The sequence below is a fragment of the Zooshikella ganghwensis genome (assembly GCF_018263875.1).
Lineage (GTDB): Bacteria > Pseudomonadota > Gammaproteobacteria > Pseudomonadales > Zooshikellaceae > Zooshikella > Zooshikella ganghwensis.
Genome location: NZ_JAEVHG010000016.1, coordinates 63,894 through 85,106 on the forward strand (window position 1 = coordinate 63,894; position 21,213 = coordinate 85,106).

Here is a 21,213-nt window from a genome sequence, read left to right on the forward strand (position 1 = left end):
CGACAATCGTAGTTTTAAAAACGCCGTCCAAAAAACCTAAATATGATTCGGATTGGGTATATTATTTTGATAGGAATTATAAAGACAAAACTAAAAGCAAAGTGCGAAACACCCCAAGCCACTCAATACCGTTTATCGGCTTACCCCCGTTACGAGCATATTTCCTTAAAATAGAAGTAATGTGAATCACACATTTATAGTGATGGGTTTATAAGTATTCTTATCCTTCGATAATTAACAGTAAAAACGCCTTTCATCAATAATATTTACGGGGTCACACTTCATTGTGAATTCTATAACGCTGTATTTTTTCTACTAACGTACGTCGTGGCATTTTTAGTACTTTTGCAGTTTGCGTTTGATTCCAGTTATTCGCTCGTAAATGTGATTCAAGTAGTTTTTTCTCATACTGTTGCACCATCTCTTTCAAAGGCAGCTCATTTTGTGTATACACAGCTAATTCATCAGATGCTTCCAAAGCAGCGCCATTATCCAAGAGAATCTGATCCGGCATATGCTGTGGCAAAATAACAGTTTCCTTATCACAAAGCAGTACTGCACGTTCAATGATATTTTGCAGTTGTCGCACATTACCAGGAAAGTTATATCGCATAAGGATATCCATCACTGCCGGCGAAACCTGAATTACTTTTCGCCCATAGGTTTGACAATAACCTTTGATAAAATGATTTATAAGTGCTGGAATATCTTCCTTACGTTCCCTCAAAGGGGGTAAAGCAATTGGAAATACACTTAATCGATAGTATAAATCCTCACGAAACTCGCCTTTTGTAATTTTTTCTTCCAAATTACAGTGCGTTGCAGCAATTATCCGTACATCAACTTTATGGACTTTATTTTCACCTATGGGCTTTACTTCTCCTTCCTGTAGTACGCGTAGCAGCTTGGTTTGCAAATTTAATGGCATGTCACCAATTTCATCTAAAAACAACGTACCACGATGAGCTTCATCTAGTAGTCCTTTTCGGTCTGTGGTGGCCCCCGTAAAGCTACCTTTTTTATAGCCAAATAATTCACTTTCCAAGAGGTGTTCAGGAACTGCAGCACAGTTTTGTGTGACAAAAAGCTGAGTGTTACGGTCGCTATGCCGGTGAATCGCCCGAGCAAAAACTTCCTTACCTGTTCCTGTCTCGCCCCTCAGTAGCACGGTGACATTTGAGCTAAGCACTTTATCCATTAAGGCATAAACCTGCTGCATTGGCTCACTTTCACCAATAATTTCGTAGTTTTGCGACGACTTCCGCTGTAAGCGTAGCTGCTTATTCTCTGCTTCCAGTTGACGGTTAGAGGCATCAAGCACTTGAATCAAATGTCGATTCATAGCCATCAACATAGCATTATCCAAGGCAACGGCTGCCTGTAATGCAAAGGCTTGAGCAACTTTCTCTACCTCACGAAATGAGCTGGAATGTCCATTTCGTACCTTAAACAGCTCTAAGACTCCAAGCGTCTGTTGATTGCAGTCTCTAAGCGGCATCACTAAAAGTGTCTCAGATTTACACTTTAGTAACTGATCTCGCTGGTAAACTTCAGTTAATTCAAATCCCGCAAATTGATAAGCACTATCAATATAGGTTTGTTGTCCCGTAAAAGCGACGTAACTGTAAATATTCTGTGTATTAAACTGCCCATGCTCACGTAAAGGAACATCTGTCGCATAATCAATAGCAATTGGTTTACCCTGCCAAACCACCGCTTTTGGTTCCAAATGAGACTTGGTGATATCCAGTATATAAATCGCACCACCATCAGCGGTACACAGCTTACAACCCAGCAAAACAATCTGCTGGGCTAGACGGTCAATATCCCGCTCTGTCGCTAAGGCAACACTGGTTGCCAATAGCTCTTCAACAGAAATTGCTGACATCCTTTTCCTACTATGCAGGTGTTACCACAAAAGCAAAGTCCTGATCCAAACTTACATGCAGTTTGGTATATGCATGCTGATCAGAGCCTAAGCGTAAAATACAATCAGATATTTTAGGTAACAGCCCTCCATTAATTAGCTGATCAATGTTGCGTGCTCCTGCTTCAACTTCAGTACACCTTGCCGCCATTTGTGCTAATAGCTCCGGATCATAACTTAAAGCCAGCTTTTGCTGTTGAGTAAGACGCTGATGGAGTTTATTTAATTTCAGCTCAACCAACTCAGCCATTACATCACTTGCAATCGGGAAGAAAGGCACTATTTTCATCCTAGCTAACAATGCTGGTTTAAAGTGAGCGCTGAGTACTGGGCGAATCGCTTTGGTGAGTTCATCTTGGGTTGGCTGTTTTCCATCCTGGCATAAATCACAAATAATATCTGATGCCAAATTACTGGTCATAAACACTAGGGTGTTCTTAAAGTCAATTTCTCGCCCTTCACCATCGGATAACGTACCTTTATCAAACACTTGATAAAATAAATTCATCACTTCCAAATCAGCTTTTTCAACTTCGTCTAATAACACCACGGAATAAGGCCGCTGACGAACCGCTTCAGTGAGCACACCACCTTCACCATACCCAACATAGCCAGGAGGTGAACCTACCAAACGAGACACTGTATGTTTCTCTTGAAACTCCGACATATTGATAGTCGTCATGAAACGTTCACCACCAAAGCAAAGGTCAGCCACGTTAAGAGCCGTTTCTGTTTTACCTACCCCACTAGGCCCAACCAATAAAAATACCCCCATTGGGGTATCTGGATTATTCAATCCTACTTTGGCAGCCTTCAGTGCTTTATCAATCTCAGCAACAGCGTGATCCTGTCCTTTAACCCGACCTGCCATTTCAACAACAAAATCAGCTCCTCCTTGAACAGCTGTTGCCAACATTTTAGTCGCAGGAATGCCAGTCCAGGCTGAAATAACTTGTGCAATCACTTCAGGGTCAACTTCAAAACTGACTAAAACATGCTCTTGCTGCATGACTTCCAGTTTTTGCTCAGCTTCTTCCAGAGCCAATAGCAACTGGCTTACATCGGCAGCAGGCTCAACAACCGCATCTTCAACGGTTAAAGGCGCATCATCTTCATTATCAATTTCACTGTTAATATCGCTTGAACTGTTTTTTATCTCCTGATCCTCTGGTATGGACTCTTCAGGATGATGCTGAATATCACGTAACTTTTGTCTCAGCTCAAGTATCTCATTAACCTGCTGTTGCTGCTCTTGCCACTGCTGTTCTACAGCAGCTAACGATTCAGCAACTTCTTCTAATAATGTTTGTAGCTCCTGATGACGCTCACTATCGTATTTAACCCCAAGCTTTTTATCTCGCTCTAAACCTGCAAATTCACGCTGCAAGCACGCTTGTTTAAACAGCAGGTCTTCTACTTGTGCTGGTTTTGCAGCCATACTCACTTTTACCCGAGCACAGGCGGTATCAATCACATCAATTGCTTTATCTGGTAATTGGCGGCCTGAAATATAGCGCTCTGAAAGCTGAGCTGCTGCGACAACAGCATCATCACGAATATAAACTCCGTGATTTTTTTCATAAATCCCTTTCAAACCACGTAAAATAATTGCTGCTTGATCTGCATTAGGCTCTTCTAGTTTAACAAGTTGAAAACGTCGTGCTAAAGCAGGGTCTTTTTCAAAGTATTTTTTATATTCTGACCAGGTGGTGGCCGCTATAGTGCGCAAATCACCTCGTGCTAATGCTGGTTTTAATAAGTTAGCCGCATCGCCACCACCAGCCTGATTACCCGCACCAATTAACGTATGGGCTTCATCAATAAATAAAATAATAGGTTTTACAGATGCTTGAATAGCTTCAATAACGCCTTTTAACCTTTTTTCAAACTCCCCTTTTACACTAGCCCCAGCTTGTAATAGACCCATGTCCAGGCCTAACAACGTAACATCCTTTAATATGGCAGGAACATCACCTTCAATAATTTTTAGTGCCAAACCTTCTACTACAGCAGATTTACCTACTCCTGGTTCGCCGACTGTAATAGGATTGTTTTTTCTTCGACGAGATAATACATCAACCATTTGCCGTATTTCATTTTCTCGGCAAAAAACGGGGTCAATTTTTCCCTTTTTAGCAAGCTCTGTGAAATTAATGGTGAATTTTTCTAAAACAGATTGCTGATCACCAGGTGAAGATAACGGTTTTGAGCTAGGTACTTTTTTATCTTCATCTGCACCTTGTAATAGTTGCTTTAATTCATCAACGGGTATAGTGCTTAACACTTTATAATAAGCCAGCCGCGAAAATCGTAGCTCATTATTAAGTACGGCACACAGTAAAATACCTGGTGTGATAAAGTCCATTTTTAATTCTACAGTTGCTAATAAAAATGCTTCCTGTAACCAGTCTTGCAAAAACTGAGAAAACACCGGCCGACCATTATGACCACCTCGCATATCCTGTTCATGCTGTAGTGCTTTCTCAAACCGGCTACTTTCAATTTCATAATGTTTCAGCGCTTTTTGAACTTCACCATCTTCAACAGCCAGTAGTTCTAATAAAACATCCTCGACTGTAATTTCAAAGCCCTGCCTTGCTACACAACGACTGGCAGCAGATTCTAATGCTGATCGGCTTTCTGGATTTAAATGGGAAATAAGTAAATTAAGATCAAGCTTCATGTGTCACGATATCCTGTTGCTGTTGATCCGCAGAAAACCAGTGATAGCTTGGCAGCACCACTTCATGATGATTTTTTAAGGACTGATGTTCACCTAGCCATGTTGTCCAACCTAATCGGCAACGACTGGATTGCTTCAATTCAAGTTTAGGAGCCTCATAAGGTCGAAGCCCCAGCTTAATGTCATATTCCAGCTGATCTCTTTGGATAAACTTTATTAACTCATGTAATGGGCGATAATCATCTCCAGAGGGCAGAAATCGCTCAAATCGCGCAAAATCCAAATCATCAATAACAACTCTAAACTTGCCAGAGCGATCTCTTACTGAAGCACCTAGTACCAAATTAATGCCCATTTCACAATTGGCGGCCCCGAGCCTGTTTCGCTGTTCTTCAGGGATTGGCACAACACGCAACATACATTGCTGAATTGAAATAGCTTTGTGTTGGAAATAATGGCGCATAATTCCTGACAGTACTCCTGCAGAATGTATACGCATACTCAACAGACCTAAATAAGGTAGTAGCCTGTGCCAATGAAGATGAGTGCTTTTTCTAAGATTAATTTCACCTAACCCTATCAACGAAAACATATGCTTAGAAAAATCATCTAGCGCTTCTTCTTGATAGTTAAGGTAGTATCGATACTTTTTCCAACCGTGATACAGTAATTCAATATACCGATGATTAAATAAATCCATGAAATCACGTATCGGATGATTTTCTGGATCATTTTGTACTATTCGCTCTGTATAAAAAGCAGGTAACGGGGAAGCGGGTCCATACAGCCCCATAAAATTAACTGTCAATAAATAATCTTGCCTTGCTTCCAGCTGCCTTATTTCAAGCGAAGCAATATCACTCGGTGGAAATGCAAGAGTGGCATTTGCCCGATAACGCATATTGATTGGCTGATCATCAAACTTGCCAGATACAGGAATATAGTATGACGTTAATAAATGAACCGCTTGATAAAAGCTATATTGCCTGCTGTTGACCAGCAAATCATACATTAAAGCACTGGCTGCTGACCTATGCGAGGCTCCCACGTATAAATCTCCCCATTTTCAATACCAATTACTTCAAGAATATGAAACGAGTTTAATGACACATATAAAGCAAAAAATTCATTTAACACCGAAGCAAATAAAAACATTTCACCTTCATTTGCAAACTTGCTAACTCTTACATGTAATCGGGTTTTTATGCCTCGTATTGGTAAACCTTTATATAATCGATCAATATTTTCATGCTCAATTTTCTCAACACCTTCAAGCCTATTTTTACTAATTCTGGCATATTGACGATCATAGTAACTACGATAATCATAAGTTGATAAAATAATCCTTAACGCTTCCGTATTAACCAATGAAACATAGTTCAATGACATGTTGGAGATAACTCGCCAGTGAAACCCTTTGTCCAATGGTGGCGTAAATGATTGCGTGACTTTAGTGATATTTGTAAAGTCAACAAACTCAGGTGTATCTCCTGTTTCAACATTGATATCACCTATCGACAACTTACTTGGCAAGTTACGGTTACTACAGGTTAACTCAACGGAAATAGTCTCTGCTTGAGGTGCCAAATCTTCATCATTAAATGAAACAAATGATAAATAAGTATCTACGCCTTGCTGTACAACAGAATCTTTTAAACGTGTACGATAATAAATATTCTTTTGACTACCTCCAATTGAAATGGCATGATCGAACGATTCAAAGGGTTTGTAGGCTCGTTTTAGCTGGTCACCATGTCCCCATCCCACAACATTATCAATACTGTAAATTTCATAATGTGAGGGATTCTCACCTGCAGGCAATACCCTGTATTCAGTTCGACGCTGATCCATTCGGATAGGTGTCGCTTCATGTTCAAATAAATTAACGACGGGTGTACAAAATAAGCGGACATTTTCAAGCTTAGGCATATCTTGTCGTTCAATGGGTCGATCGAACTCAATGACTAAGTTAAACTCTCCTGCTGTTTGCAAAACATCTTTAATAGTTTCTTTTTGATATATTTTGTCCAGGCCTTCAATATCCACAAACAAGTATTTTTCGGGTAAAGCAAAATATTCCTGAATGTAACGATACCCCATAAAGGTATTATCAGAGTAAGGTAATAAGCTTTCACTCTCAGCAAAACCAACTGGCTTAACATGGTTAGGGGTTAAACCATATAGATCAATTGACTCACCCTCAACAGAGGTAGTAATCATTATTTTTTTTACATGGCGACATAAATAATAATACAGCGTTTGAGCTATATTGAATTGTCCATGTAAAAAAAGACGTAAGCTTTGTAACGATATATCTTGTAACGTCGTGAAATTTTTCAATGAAAAATGTAATCTTAAGCTACTTCCTGTCGCTTGAAGTGTATACTCAAGATCATCTAGGGCAATAGGATAGATATCAACATCATAACACGTATGAAATTTACAACGTGTACCATCAACAGGAAGTGATTGAACTTCAGCACCACGCTCAATTACCTGCTTTTCAGATAACCCACCTTGTGTTGTAAATTCCAAAATACTCATAGAAGGAACAGGCTTTAAATAATTAGGCCAAAGCAAACTCATTACTGAGTGAGATAACTCAGGTAACTCATCTTCTAGCTTTTGCCGTAAACGCCCTGTTAGAAATGAAAAACCTTCTATTAAACGCTCAACATCAGGGTCTTGCTCCTGTACAGACAGGTAAGGGGCAAGCCTGGGGTTTTTTTCTGCAAACTCTTTACCCAACTCACGAACGGCATTAAGTTCATCCTGAAAATACTTATTAAAAGACACCGCATTTTTCCCCTTATCAACCTTTTACGCGTGCTTGGCCAGAACCTGCTAACTCAGTTTCAAATGAAATACGTGAATGTTGATTCTCAGAGACGACTTCTGCAGTTATACCAAACTTGAGCACGAGTGGATTATCTACATCTTCATAGTGTTCAACACGTATCGTGGACAACCTAGGTTCATATAAGTTTAGGTACTCTTTAATGGCTTGTTTTATTTGAATAATGGCATCAGGAAATTGAGACACTAAATCATTAAAATCAGGCATACCATAATCAGGTAATGCCATCACACTTCCCTGCCGTACATTTAACATATCCTGAACGTGGGAAAGAATCGATTTTTGAAGTTTATGCTCATCGAATGCAAGTGTCCTTTGATTAACCGTTTCTGCATTGATGATTCGCTCAAATAAACAACGCTCTGCAGTCATGCGTGCTCTTAATTAAACAAGTTGGAGTTAAACCCTTTGATAAGAAATATACCTTTCATTAAAAAGGTATATTTCTGGCTAGATAATAAACATTTAGATAGAAGTTCAGATGGTTATTATTGCTAAATCCATACTAGTCGATGTATACACTTCTTACGGATTCAGCAAAATCAACAACGCTGATAAACTCAATCAAATATGTTCACTATCACCTATGACTTATCAAGCTTGCCTACGAGTGACAACGTAAAATCCGCCCCCATATATTTGAAGTGTGGCCGCACTGATAAATTAACACGATACCAGCCTGGCTCACCTTCGACATCAGACACCATCACTTTGGCTGCTCTTAGTGGACGACGACTCCGCACTTCTGGTGATGGATTCTCCTGATCAGCAATATACTGTCTGATCCATGTATTCAGTTCTCGCTCAAGGTCTGAACGCTCTTTCCAACTACCAATATGCTCACGCTGCAGTACTTTTAGATAATGTGCCAACCGATTAATAATAAACATATAAGGCAGTTGTGTACCTAGTTTATAATTAACTTCGGCCGCTTTACCTTCTGGATTGTTAGAAAATTTCTTCGGTTTCTGAACAGAGTTTGCAGAGAAAAAGGCCGCATTATCACTGCCCTTACGCATGGTTAAAGGTATAAAGCCTTCATCTGATAACTCATACTCTCTTCGATCTGAGACTAGGATTTCTGTGGGAATTTTCATTTCCACATCACCCATCGAGTCAAATAAATGTACCGGTAGATCTTCTACCGCTCCACCACTTTGTGGTCCAATAATATTGGGGCACCAACGGTATTTTGCGAAACTGTCAGTTAAGCGTGTAGCAAAAGTAAATGCTGTATTTCCCCATAAATAATCTTCATGGCTGGAAGATACATCTTCTCTATATTCAAATGCTCGCACAGGGTTTTCTTCTGGGTCATAAGGTTGACGCAGCAAGAAACGAGGCATGGTTAAACCTACATAGCGTGAGTCTTCTGACTGCCGGAAACTATGCCATTTAGCATACTGAGGACCTTCAAAAATGGCTTTCAAATCTTTTAGGTTTGGTAGACCCTCGAATGAATCTAAGCCAAAGAATTTTGGCCCCGCTGCACCAATAAATGGTGCATGAGACATAGCTGATACACTGGCAATATTCTGCAATAATTTTACATCAGCTGCTGCAGGCGAGAAGTCATAATCACCAATAATGGCACCAAACGGTTGTCCACCAAACTGGCCGTATTCAGCTGTATATACTGTTTTATAAAGGCCGGACTTGGTTATTTCTGGTGCATCCTCAAAATCCTCATACAAATCTTGCTTGGAGGCATTTAAGATTTCAATTCTAATATTTTCTCTGAAGTCTGTCCGATCAACCAGAACTTTCAAACCTCGCCAAGTTGACTCCAACTGTTGATATGTTTTGTTATGCAATACTTGGTCAACTTGCTTACTAATACGCCCGTCAATCTCAGCAATCATTTTATCAACAAGGCTTTTATTGACGCGCTCTTCTTGATTTTGCGGCTTAAGTAATTCAGCTATAAAAGCCGTTACGCCCTTTTTGGCAACATCATAGCCTTCTTCCTCAGGGGCAATTTTTGTCTGTTGCACAATTTCATCTAAGAGCGAACTACTATCAGTAACCTGTTCACTTGTTTGTTGATTCATTTCTGGTGAATCAGACATAACGCTCTCCTACTAAATACCTTAAAGATTATTCGCCAGAATTTTCTTTATCTAACCCTAGTTCTTTCAGTAGTTTCTCTCTAGAGTCAGCATCATTTAATACATTTTGAATAGCTTTTCTAAACGCAGGAGCGTTACCTAGTGGGCCTTTGAGCGCGACTAAAGCATTTCTTAATTCCAATAACTGATTGAGTTCAGGTACTTGCTTAACAATACTTTCCGGTTCAAAGTCTCTAATATTTTCAAACTTTAGCGATAACCCCATATCATCATCTTCATTTTCAGATAATGTATTTGGTACAGCAATATCAATGGCAAGATTTTGCTTTTTTAACACTTCATTAAAGTTATCTTTATCAACGCTAATTGTTTTACGCTCTTCAATTAAACGATCATCTTCCCTTAACGTAAAATCACTAACCACTAACATTTTAAGTGGTAATTCAACATCTTCCTGTGCACCACCCGTTTCAGGTTTATACGAAATATTAATACGTTCTTTAGGTGCGACAGAACCTTCTTTTGCCATTTTCTATCCCTCTATTCTATTAACGTTATAACTCGAGTGCAGCTGCAACATCAAAACAACATAGCCGTGCATGCAAACTTTCAATAGTTTCTGGTGCCACTTTTTTATCAGGGAGTCGTTTATAACTTCGTAATAATAGTGATAGCACCTGAATACATAATTCGGGTTCCCACTGATCTAAATGGTGTGTTACCAGATAACGATCCATTTCTTCAAGAATAGGACAAGCCAGCTCATATTTTTTTATATCAAAACAAAACTGCGCCTGTTGTAGTTTCCAGTACATAGATTCTCTTGGTGATGCTGACCGTAAACCTTGTCTAAAAAGACATAATGCTTCTTGTATTTGTTTTTTACTTGCTAGCGCTTTTGCCTCTTTAAATGCTTCTAGCCAAGGCTGGCTCATATCTTGAAGCTGACTGGAAGATGACTGTTTATTGTTCACTAATACCGTGGACTTTACCCAGTCTTTGGTTTCCTCATCAGCGAAAGGCATCTGATCAAAAAACGTTAATTCAAGTAACTCTGGAAACTTTCTTAAAAAACTCGCTGTTTGTGTAATCACTGCTTCATAAGCTTCTTGAAAACCCAATTGGAGTAACGCTTCTGCAACTAAACGATGACCATCCAACCAAAATGGGGCTTTTGAAATACTGTTTTCAACTTCATCAACAAGTTTCTGATACTGGCCATTTGCCATAAGGTTTTCGTAAGCTATTCGCTTGTCTTTTGGAATCGGTCGTAAATCTGTTTTGCCTTGCTGATGACGCGGCAATTGCCAAACATTCAACCATGCAGCATAACGATTGATTTCATAGGCAAATGCATCACTCAATTGTTGCTCACGCTTATAAGCCGCTATTTGTCTTAAATAATCCTGACAAGTTCGCAAAGCCTTGTTGCACTCTCGATCATCAGTAAGATCACCTTCTAAAGGTTTGATGTCTGTTTTAACTGAAGTCGAAGTAGCTTTAGTTTCCGGTTTTTGTGCTTGCGGCTTGGTTTTAGTTATTTGCTTCTCTTCTTGTGCAGTGACTTGCTCGGTTGATGATGCAGTTTTTGAAGTATCGACGTTTTGTGACGGGCTGCTTTCAGGTTGCTGATTAACAGGCTGGGCTGGCATTGATAGCTCAATATCTTCAATAAAACCTGTCAGCAAACGACGGAAAGGTCCCAGAGCAGGTGCATAATCCCCCATAATATCATTCACTTGCTGTTCCAAAGCTTTTACTGCTTCAGTTGCTTTGGAGAGCTTAGCAAGATCTTCCTGCACTGGCTTATAGGAACCCACCATTTCATGGAGGTCTTCAAGCAACCACTCCAAAGCACTTGCTCGAGCTCTTAACCGTTTTTTTGGGGGGAAAATATTATCCCAACACTGCTCAATAAAACTGTTCAGCATTTGAAAGCCTGCAAACAACCCTTCAAAGCCATGCATTTCATAAAGAGCGCGACAGAGATAACAAGCGACTAAAATATCTTTTGATTGATGCTGTAAATGCTCTTCAGCTTGAGCAACAACTTTTTTCCAAGTGACAGAACCTTGATCAGTAAGAGCTGTCAACTTAGCAAATTCCGCTTCAAGCGTTTCATAGGTGGAGGCATAACGAGCATCAGACCCAGATGGCGCATCTTCAGGCAATTTAGCCGTTGCGACTTGCTGAAAATAACTGACATCCAACTCACTCATAACTGCTTTGCCCCTCAATAATCCTTTGTGCTGCTATTTTATCCACAAGTACCGAAAAATTAGTTAATGACGATAGGTGTTCATAAAGGAGCATCATATAATCGCGTGTAATAAGTTCCTTCAACTGTTTTTCTGTTAGTTTTTGCAATTGTGCCTTACTAATCACCATAAAACCTGTGACGGATAAATCATCTCCCTTATTCATTTTTACTTGAGCATTCATAGGCTCCAATAAATTAAGCTCCTTTATATACTCACAAAAGGTATGTGTGTCCTCACTTGCCTGTTGAAAAGACTTTAAGAAATTTATTTTATTTTTTGTATACTCACTCACACTACCTGAATGAAATAGATCTACACCTTGTTCTTTATTTAATACGGATGATTGATCATCAATACAGACAATCCAGTCCTTTTCAGGATCACTAACTTCAGCCAGTATGAACGGATATCGTCTTATATAGGCAGGAATATATTTAGCAGTCCAACTTCCTCTGTCTGTCACAAAGACATTATGGTGTTTCTCCAAACCAAGTACGGCAGCAGGTTGAATCTGATCATCTTGTTCAACAAAGACAATGGGAAAAACTTTTGAAGCCTGACTAAACTCTGTGGAGGTTAAATAAACAGCACTGGTATCTACTGCAAAATTGTAGTTAGCATTTTCGATAATTTTGTACTCAGCATGGTCTTCCATGCTGAGCGGAACGATATGTTGATAAAACGCGTTGTTCGTGTTCATTTGCTTACAACATCATACTATTTATTCCTTCATAGTAGTCATTGACTCCAATCTTTCCACTTGTAGCAAATCTTCATCACTATAAGTAAATAGTGTTACCCCATCAATAAAGATACTGCTATCAAAATAACGTGTATCTTCAAGTGTAATTAAAGCTGTTTTTGCCGCATCTTTAGAAACTTTGGGTAACATAATCGTTGTTGTTTCGGATGTATTAACTAACGTTGGTTTATTGAATAATCCAGCTAATACCGCTTTACGAGCGTTATAAATTAATAAGTCTTTGCTCACTAATAAGTTAACTGGCTGATAGTTACTACCAATTTCACCACGCGTATTTAACTCAGCTCTTCGCGCAATAATGTTGCGTCCATATGGAGTGGGTAATGTATGAATATTTCCCACTTTAGAGGTAATTCGTACATCATCAGCCTTGATATGTGAAATATTTACACCAGAATACCCATTGAGTACTGCATTTCCTACCGTATTCAATGCGCGATTACTAAACATATTAACCTGTCCTTGACTACTTATAATAGAGGCAGCTTGCAGAGCATTGGTGTTCCCATTCAGGTTAATATCTTTCTGCGCAATAACATTTAAATAGTTAGTATTAACATCTCCCAATACTACCCCTTTACCACTTTGAATATTAACGTTAGCAGTAGATAGTGAACCAACATGAACATTGCCTGCAGCTTTCGCTAAAAAGCCATACCCACTTCCAACAACATTTGGTAAATGGATATCACCCGCATCACTAGTAAAAATACCACTATTATGCAAATACACTTCTGGTGTTTGTTCCAGGCTAATGCCTTTGTTAGCCGATACCGGCTGATAGACATCGACACGACTTTGATTTTGGGCAATTAACTGACCATCAAGTGATACTCGTCCAAGCAGGGTTCTACCCAACCCACTATATAAGGCTAAGTTACCTCTACCTACTACGGATGTATGAGACAGGTTGATATTTCCGGCACTTTGTTGTGTCTGCAAACTAGCATACTTGGCTAGATCCAGTGTTCTAACATGTCGAAAATCTAAGCCTCCCTGCTTAACACTAAGATCTCCCTCTAACTGTACTTCTTGGGCAGAAATATTCAGAGAGCCAATATGAGCAGAAGCCAATTTGATATACCCATTAGGAGCAGCAAGTAATAATGTGTGATTACCACGGAGATATTTATCCGCTGCAAAGATACTACCTGTTGTGGAAGCAACCGAGGTATCATGTTCTAGTAGCCACAAACCCACACCGTTAAAATGCACATCATTAACAGCTTGTATCCTACCGTCTGTTGTTAATACCCCGGTATTAAGCACTGTGAGAGCATCAACAGCAACATCAGATAAATTTACATCTCCCCCATTAGCATTTATTGTTAAGCCATTACCTTTAACTTGAGCACTAGATAAATTAACAGCACCTCGATGCGCTGACAAAAAAACATTATCTCGCAAAGTGATTAGGTCAGTACCCACCGTATTTATGCCATCATAGGTAACAATATTTCCTGCTAAATTTAGGTCTTTTGCCTTCACATTAAGCATATATGCTGAGGCATTATCTAACGAAACAGTATTTCCGAATAATGTGACATTACCATTAACTATAGAATTATTGATAAAGACTTGACCATCCAGAGCATTAAAGAGCGTATTTTGGTAGGTATTAATTGCTTTATTATTATTAAAATATATTCCACTTTGAGTTATTATATCATGATAAATATCGATTGAGTCTGAGTGACTTATCGTTAGCACATTAATAAGAGAATTATTAGAAAATTTACCCAATCTAACAGAATTAGCATTTATGTTTAACGCGTAATTGCCTGCAAGTGTTTTATGGGAAAAATCCAACTTATACTTTGGTGAACTTAGCAGTACATCCTGATGCAATACAATACTGCCTCCATTCTTAAACTCAAATCCCTTTTCAGCCGTTAGATTTCCATAAAGATTAATATTTTCTGAGTAATTAGCTTGGGTACTTCCAACCGTAAAGCGACCATCAATATTAACCTGCCCCAGGTTTATACTTCCTCTATCATTAATAAGATTTAAACTTCCAGAACCTTGTACTTGAGTATTTTTTAAATCGATAGCTGTATTTGAAGGGCTGGTATGCATAACTGAGAGAGAACGGTTACCATCTACACTCAAAGTACCTACATCTGTAAAGTCTAATACCCCCTTACTAACTTCAACATTACCCTTTAAATGCATGTTTCGGGTAGACACTAACAGTTCTGCTAAATCAGCATCACCTAAATAAATATTTCCACGACCAGCCGACAAATTTAAACCATAATTTCCAGATATATGTTTATCATCAACGAAAATTGAACCATTTTTAACATTAATACTTGTGTCATTAGCAAGCAGCCAATCTCCTTTTCCTCCAAAATAAACACCATTTTCAGTGCTAATACTGTCAGATGTGATTAAACTTCCAGTGTTATTCGCAGTAAGCTCTTTGTTGTCTATTTTTCCTAATAGCACATTACCTTGACCAGCCTTAATATAAAGATTATCACCTTTAACCAAACTATCTTGTAAATTGATATCAGCATCACCAAAGCTTGTATCGATGATAGATGTTCCAACAAGGTTAACAGTATCAATTCCTGCGGTAGAAAAAGCAGATTGTGTTTTAATGTTATCTGTAAGAGTTAACGATTGTGCTTGAAAACCTAGCTTATCAACCGTTAATTTTCCTAAGGTGATATTTTTAGCTCCTATATTTAACTCTGAACCAAAGAGATTACTATTTTCCAGTCTAACATCACCTTGCAATGCTCGAATCGCTAAAGGTTGGCTTAATTGAATACGTCCATTGTTTGTTAAATCAACTGTTTCAGTGACAACAATATCATCATTCAGTATGACATTTTGAGCATGATTGACCACTAGTTTTTTAAGTGGACTGGAAGTATCGAGCTTACCTAGTGTCAATTTTTTTGCATTAAGCGTTAAGCCATACTTACCTGATAATGTATTGTTTGCTAAATCTAAATGGGACTGCTTACTATTGATTACAACATCATCTGTCAAGGTAACAGAACCATGACCTTTAAAGTAAACACCATTATTAGCTGTTATATCATCAGCAAGTGTAATATTCCCAATCGAGCTAACTGTTAACTCTCCAGCACCTAAATCGACTAAACCTAGCTGCAGGTCTCCATTACTATAAAGACCTAGCTGGTGATTCCCTAAAATTTCTGTATTGGCAAGATTTAAGTCATTGCTTAAATGCTTCAACTGGAGGTCATTTTCAATATGAATACGGTTTGTACTGTTAAAAGTTATATTTTTGGCATTAACTGAGTCATTAAGAAATACGTCTTTTGCCGAAATATTTAAGTCAGCAATACTGCTATTACCACCAATACGAGATAGCCTAATGACACCATCACTACTAAGAAGTGATAGATTACGTTGTCCATAAACACTATCTACCGAAGATAAATCAACTCCTTTATAAGCGCTAACTACTACATCTTGATTCAAGTATACATAATCACTATTTAATTTAACTTCTCCACTACCTGAAGTTATATCGTTATTAAGCGTCGTCAAATAAACATTTTTTGAAGTTAAGTTATCATCAATATTAATCAAGCCAATGGTAAGATCACCTTTATTTAGGTTAAAAGAAAGATCTCCATTACCTCTCACATTCGTATTAGCTAAGTCTAATGATGATGACCATCTACTAATATCAATTTTAGAGTCATTTGCTACAGATAGCGTTCCAACATGATCAAAATTAATTGTATTGAAAACATAAATATCTCCAGCCAAAACTAGCTCATCAGTATTTTTTAGTCTAACTGTATTTATTCGGTTACCTTCGTGCCCCAAATCTCCAAGCTTTATAATGCTGGCATTTAACTCCAAGCTGGTAGCATTCACTAAGTGTGAACCCTGCACATCAATTGTACCTGATCCAGAGTTAATCTTACGTGATCCAGCAAGATGGACCTTTTTAATATTATTGAGTGTAATATCACCATCTGTGGTAATATCTCCTAGCACGGAAAGGAAATCACCACCTTCCATAGCAAGCGAGCCTACATTTACTTTTTGTAGGTAAACATCATTACCAACAAGGTTTAATTTATTACTTCCAGAAATGTCACCGTTTAAAACCACGTTTCCACTCTGGGAGGCTACTAATACATCATTTTGTAAAATAAGACCATTGCCTGCAGCTAAATTAACTCCACTATCAGCAGTGACATTCCCATTTAGCAGTATTTTTGCTTGTGTATCAGTATTAAGCTTCCCTTTTATATCAACCTTCTGTAGTTGAATATTTCCCGCACGACTGTTTAAATTGAGATTATTATCTCCAGTTACAAGCTTTGATAACTTTATTTCCGACCAGTAGTCGCCTGTTACTAAATCAATATCTCCAGCTAATGTGATCTTTTCAACATCACTAAAATCAATCGATTTTCTTGCATAAATATTATCAGACAAAATTAAATTCGAGGGTGTATTCCCAAATATTTCAAGTGCATTTAAACTCACTTCTCCTAGCGCTATAGTATGACCAGGGGCAGATAGCTTTAACTGCCTGTTGTTATTAGTAAGTTTATGCTTATCGAGCCTGATATCTCCACCCTGGTTAGAAATACTTATTGGTAAATAACTATAAAGAATAATATCGTTTACTTTTTGAATATCAAAAACACCATTCAAGCTAAGATCACTCGCCAGGTAAAGCCTATCTGTATCAAGACTTAAGCTGTTCACATCAACACTATCTTTAAAATAAATATAACCCGGTGTTTTCAATGCTAAAGAGTAATCTCCTTGCACCATGGGTAATGTCAAATCACTTTCGGTACTGATTGATGAATTTTTATCTAGCTTAATACTACCTTGATTATTTAAGTCAAAATAATTAGCCCTAATATCACCTGCCAATAATAGTGATTTTGAACCTACTGTTAGCTCATCAAGTGGTGTTATTGACTTATGAATATCACCCAGTATAACTTCATTATTTGCTTTAATCGTTAAACGCTGATCACCAACAACTTGAGCTTCACCCAAGTCGACACTGTCAGTAGCCGTTATTTTAGTATTTTCAGCAAATACAACGTTGCCCTCTAATTTGATGTTATTTACATCTAAGTCATTAAGCTGTTGCTCAAACTGTGTCTTTTCTGCTTTGATCACGAGGTCATTAATTTTAGATGATTCGGATATTGCCAAAGTGACATCTTTTGCATCAATGTTGATATTTGCTTTCGGTTTATTCCAAAACGTATTAACTTTCCCTGATAGCTCAACTTTATCAGCAGCAATCTCAATGGTTCCACCGGTATCAGTACCAATACGAGCAAGGACTTTTAACTCACCTTTATTAATAACTTTATTCGCTGATAAGGTAATTTTACCATTTTCAATAGTAGTTGCTTCTGCCTTAAGAATACCATCATTATTGACTAAGCTGTTTATTGCATTGTTCGTTGCATTTGCAGAAAGCTTAATATATTGAGCATTTATTTCACCATTATTAACCACTTCCCTAGAAGTATTATCATTTACGATAAGCTCTCTATCTACTTCAATCGAGATAAGTCCATCACCATCAAAATCCAGAGATGCCTTATCAGAACCAATTAATGAAGTATTTAGTTTAGCCGTGATAATTCCATTATTAACGACTCGTTTACCAATTAACGCAACACTACCAGATGAAGCATTAATAAGGCCATTATTTTCTATTTTACTATTACTATTACCTGAAAAAATTAGCTTATCATCATTAAAAAAGCTTGCAGCATGTTCATCTGACACATTCATACCTGATGCAACAAACCCACCTACATTTACTGTCGCATCTTTACCAAAAATAATACCGTTTGGGTTAACAAGATAGACTTTCCCATTAGCAGTGACTTGTCCATGTATCTGCGAAGGATTTTGATCATTAATTCTATTTAATGTGGCCGCAGAAATACCTGGTTGATCAAAATGAACTTTTTCATTTTTATTTACGTTAAATGACTGCCAATCGATCACAGCTCGGTCTGATGCTTGATTAATCGTAGTTGTTGTACCAGATTGAGTGATTGTAGCGTTTCCATGTGTGACAGTACCATTTTGTGGCGCAGCCATCACTAAAGATGGAACCACTAAGGTTGCTGCCAAAATACTTTGACGAATTGAGGCAACTAAAGGTTTAACAGTGACTTCATTAATCATTTTTTACTTCCTTTTGCCTAATCATCAAAACTTATAACTAACTTCAAAAAATACTTGATAATCTCTATCGTTGCTGGCTTCATGATTTGAAAACGGTTTTGCTACATAAAACCTACCATCAAGACCATTAATATCAGTAAAATACATACCAACACCAACACCTGATAACGATTTTTTCTCGTCTTCATTATCCAGTGGATCATTAAGCCATCCTTCTGCATGATCAACAAAAACTGAAAAATTGATCATGTCTTTCCAACGTTTACCATTATATGTTTCATTGTCGCCAATAAATGGAAAGCCAACATTCCACTCCAAAGATGCAAAGTAACCTTTATCAACAAGAAACTCGGAAGCAGGATAAGCTCGGACACTATTAGGTCCGCCCATACTATACTGTTCTAAAGAAACCAAAGAATCCTTTGTATATTGACCTTTAAAGTTAAAGGTCAATGTCTGATCCTCATTCAGAGCCTGCACCCGCGCTAATTCAAGGTTCCACTTCGAAAATTTACCACCAACATAATCGCCATTGCTTTTTCTACGGCTTGAGTGATCACCATCGCTTGATAAGGATTTGTCTTCCATAGCGCCTAATAAACCATCAAACCCTTGGGAATAACTAATAGAACCTAAGTTAATACCGGCATATTTTTTATCTACATGATCAAAACTTAATTGGGCTGTTAATACCGTTAACTTATCGGTTCCTAAAGTAAAATCTGTTTTTGTTTTTGTTTCTGATTCTTTTAGAGCCAAACCTAAGCGACCATAGATATTTAGATTTCTGCTCCTTTTAAATACATGACGCCAATATACTTCATGCTGTGTACTGTATCCTTCCAATCCTAGCGATTGTAGTTCACTGCCCACATCAAACTTATTTTGTGAGCTGCTAATTCCTACGTAATTACGAGGATTAAATGCTTGCAACTCATACCTAAAAGACCAATATACGGAGTTACTGGGTCTATCAGTTTGCAACAACTGAAGGCTTAATGTATCAACTAAGCCCGCTAGGTTGTAAAAATTTAATTCGGTTAAATAACGGTCTTTTCCTGTATATTTTGAACCTGACGAATCAAACAATAAACGTCCACTATACCATTTTTCCTCTAAAGTCATTGCTTTTAAATCTGCAGTACCTACTTGCTGCCCTGTAGTGAACATCCCTCCAACCGTTAACCCAGGATAATCGTTTAATAATAAGAGAGCTTCCTCCATCTCTTTTGCAGAAACAGGCTTATTTAATAACTTGGAAAATGGCTTTAGGATCTGCTCATCAGTATAATGATTATTATCATTAACAAAGACTTTTCCTAATTTTCCCTCAAGCACATTAAATTCTACTATATTATTTTTTACTTCCTGAGCAGGAATATATACTTGAGCAAGCACTAATCCATGAGATCGATAATATAATGTCAGTTTATCAGCAATAACTTGCAGCTGACCAATAGTTAGCTGAGCTGCTGCTTGGTTATTTTGATGATTAGCAACTTCTTCATCAACTATTTGTTTTAACTCATCAACAAAAATGTCATTCTCAACATAATCACTAAAGCCAACAAGATTGATATCTTTGACGGATATTTTAGGACCACTATCAACGTCGAGAGGTCTTTCTATAGCAGGTGGGATTGGGAATATCTCTTCTTGTATCGCAGGTAGTGATAGCCCTTGATTCAGCTCAGGCTCGGCACCACCAGGTGTAATTGCAGCAGGAATCTCTTGAGATATAACAGCAAAAGAGTTTAAACCTACGATAATAGAAAATATACATGAAAAAGTGCTTGTCTTCATACGTTTCCCTGTTTGGCTTACTACCTTTAAGCCAGGCGTTTTATTGAAAAAAATTAATCGCGCCTATTATTTGAACAGGAATCATACGGATTTAGAGAGCGTTGACAAAATTGTCACTTTGCTTATGTGTTATCAGTTAAAGCTATTATTTTGTGATGCTAGACCATCATTTTTGTGATGCAGATAGTGTTTTTCGGCCACCTATTCCTCCACTGTGGAAATTTTGACACATTTTATCAATCAGCATTATCTACAATAATATTATTAAAACCATAAAATAATCTGCATTTATGGACTGTTGTTCTTTTTATGAATCAAGTCACTTTGTATTTCTACGTATCTGACAAAAATACAAACCTATATATTCACTTTCGAAATAAAAGATATTCAAGAATTTCAACTTGGAATTTAGAGATTGGCTGAGTGCCCAAGTAGTGGCACAAGCAACTTACTTGAGCTTAGCTTGTAAGGACAATATGAAGCAGATATACCCAGTGCGAATGGTTTTTAGGTGCGGCCATCGAGAGACGAAGTCCCATGAGCCTATATTAATAGGTGATTGGGGTGAGGAGTGAAGATAACAAAACCTAGAAATCATTCGTGAAGGGTATATGTTGCTCAATCCACTATAAGAAGGACTCTTAGGTTACAGCTTGTTTACAAACTGCATCCACGC

General features: G+C 37.9%; 11 protein-coding genes. All 11 read right to left on the reverse strand.

The window, feature by feature from the left end:
- Nucleotides 1–274: 274 nt before the first annotated feature.
- The 11 genes from KHS79_RS19295 to KHS79_RS19345 all read right to left on the reverse strand — a co-directional run bounded on the left by KHS79_RS19295 (nt 275) and on the right by KHS79_RS19345 (nt 20,537).
- On the reverse strand, nt 275–1,888 hold the full coding sequence (locus tag KHS79_RS19295) for a sigma-54-dependent Fis family transcriptional regulator (protein WP_212721107.1): 1,614 nt from the start codon (nt 1,886–1,888) through the stop codon (nt 275–277).
- A 10-nt stretch (nt 1,889–1,898) separates the two neighbouring features.
- Nucleotides 1,899–4,610, reverse strand: coding sequence for a type VI secretion system ATPase TssH (gene tssH, locus KHS79_RS19300; protein ID WP_212721108.1), 2,712 nt, complete (start codon nt 4,608–4,610; stop codon nt 1,899–1,901).
- Nucleotides 4,600–5,658, reverse strand: coding sequence for a type VI secretion system baseplate subunit TssG (gene tssG / locus KHS79_RS19305; protein ID WP_157365383.1), 1,059 nt, complete (start codon nt 5,656–5,658; stop codon nt 4,600–4,602). The genes tssH and tssG overlap by 11 nt, the downstream gene beginning before the upstream one ends.
- A complete protein-coding gene (tssF, locus tag KHS79_RS19310; protein WP_094788678.1) occupies nt 5,622–7,406 on the reverse strand; it encodes a type VI secretion system baseplate subunit TssF in 1,785 nt (594 codons plus the stop codon). Before tssF ends, tssG begins: the two co-directional genes overlap by 37 nt.
- A 16-nt stretch (nt 7,407–7,422) precedes the next feature.
- Complete coding sequence (gene tssE, locus KHS79_RS19315; protein ID WP_212721109.1) at nt 7,423–7,839, reverse strand: type VI secretion system baseplate subunit TssE; 417 nt, start codon at nt 7,837–7,839, stop codon at nt 7,423–7,425.
- A gap of 212 nt (nt 7,840–8,051) precedes the next feature.
- Entirely contained in the window at nt 8,052–9,536 is a 1,485-nt protein-coding gene (gene tssC / locus KHS79_RS19320) for a type VI secretion system contractile sheath large subunit (RefSeq protein ID WP_027707267.1), read from the reverse strand.
- 28 nt (nt 9,537–9,564) lie between these two features.
- Nucleotides 9,565–10,065 (reverse strand): type VI secretion system contractile sheath small subunit, encoded by a 501-nt coding sequence (tssB, locus tag KHS79_RS19325; protein WP_027707266.1) that lies wholly within the window; start codon nt 10,063–10,065, stop codon nt 9,565–9,567.
- A gap of 25 nt (nt 10,066–10,090) precedes the next feature.
- Nucleotides 10,091–11,755, reverse strand: a complete 1,665-nt coding sequence (gene tssA / locus KHS79_RS19330) for a type VI secretion system protein TssA (RefSeq protein WP_212721110.1) — start codon at nt 11,753–11,755, stop codon at nt 10,091–10,093.
- On the reverse strand, nt 11,748–12,497 hold the full coding sequence (locus tag KHS79_RS19335) for a SapC family protein (protein ID WP_212721112.1): 750 nt from the start codon (nt 12,495–12,497) through the stop codon (nt 11,748–11,750). The genes tssA and KHS79_RS19335 overlap by 8 nt, the downstream gene beginning before the upstream one ends.
- A gap of 21 nt (nt 12,498–12,518) precedes the next feature.
- Nucleotides 12,519–18,734, reverse strand: a complete 6,216-nt coding sequence (locus KHS79_RS19340; protein WP_212721116.1) for a two-partner secretion domain-containing protein — start codon at nt 18,732–18,734, stop codon at nt 12,519–12,521.
- 24 nt (nt 18,735–18,758) lie between these two features.
- Nucleotides 18,759–20,537: a ShlB/FhaC/HecB family hemolysin secretion/activation protein gene (locus KHS79_RS19345; protein ID WP_212721118.1), complete on the reverse strand. Its 1,779-nt coding sequence runs from the start codon at nt 20,535–20,537 to the stop codon at nt 18,759–18,761.
- Between the last annotated feature and the right edge of the window lie 676 nt (nt 20,538–21,213).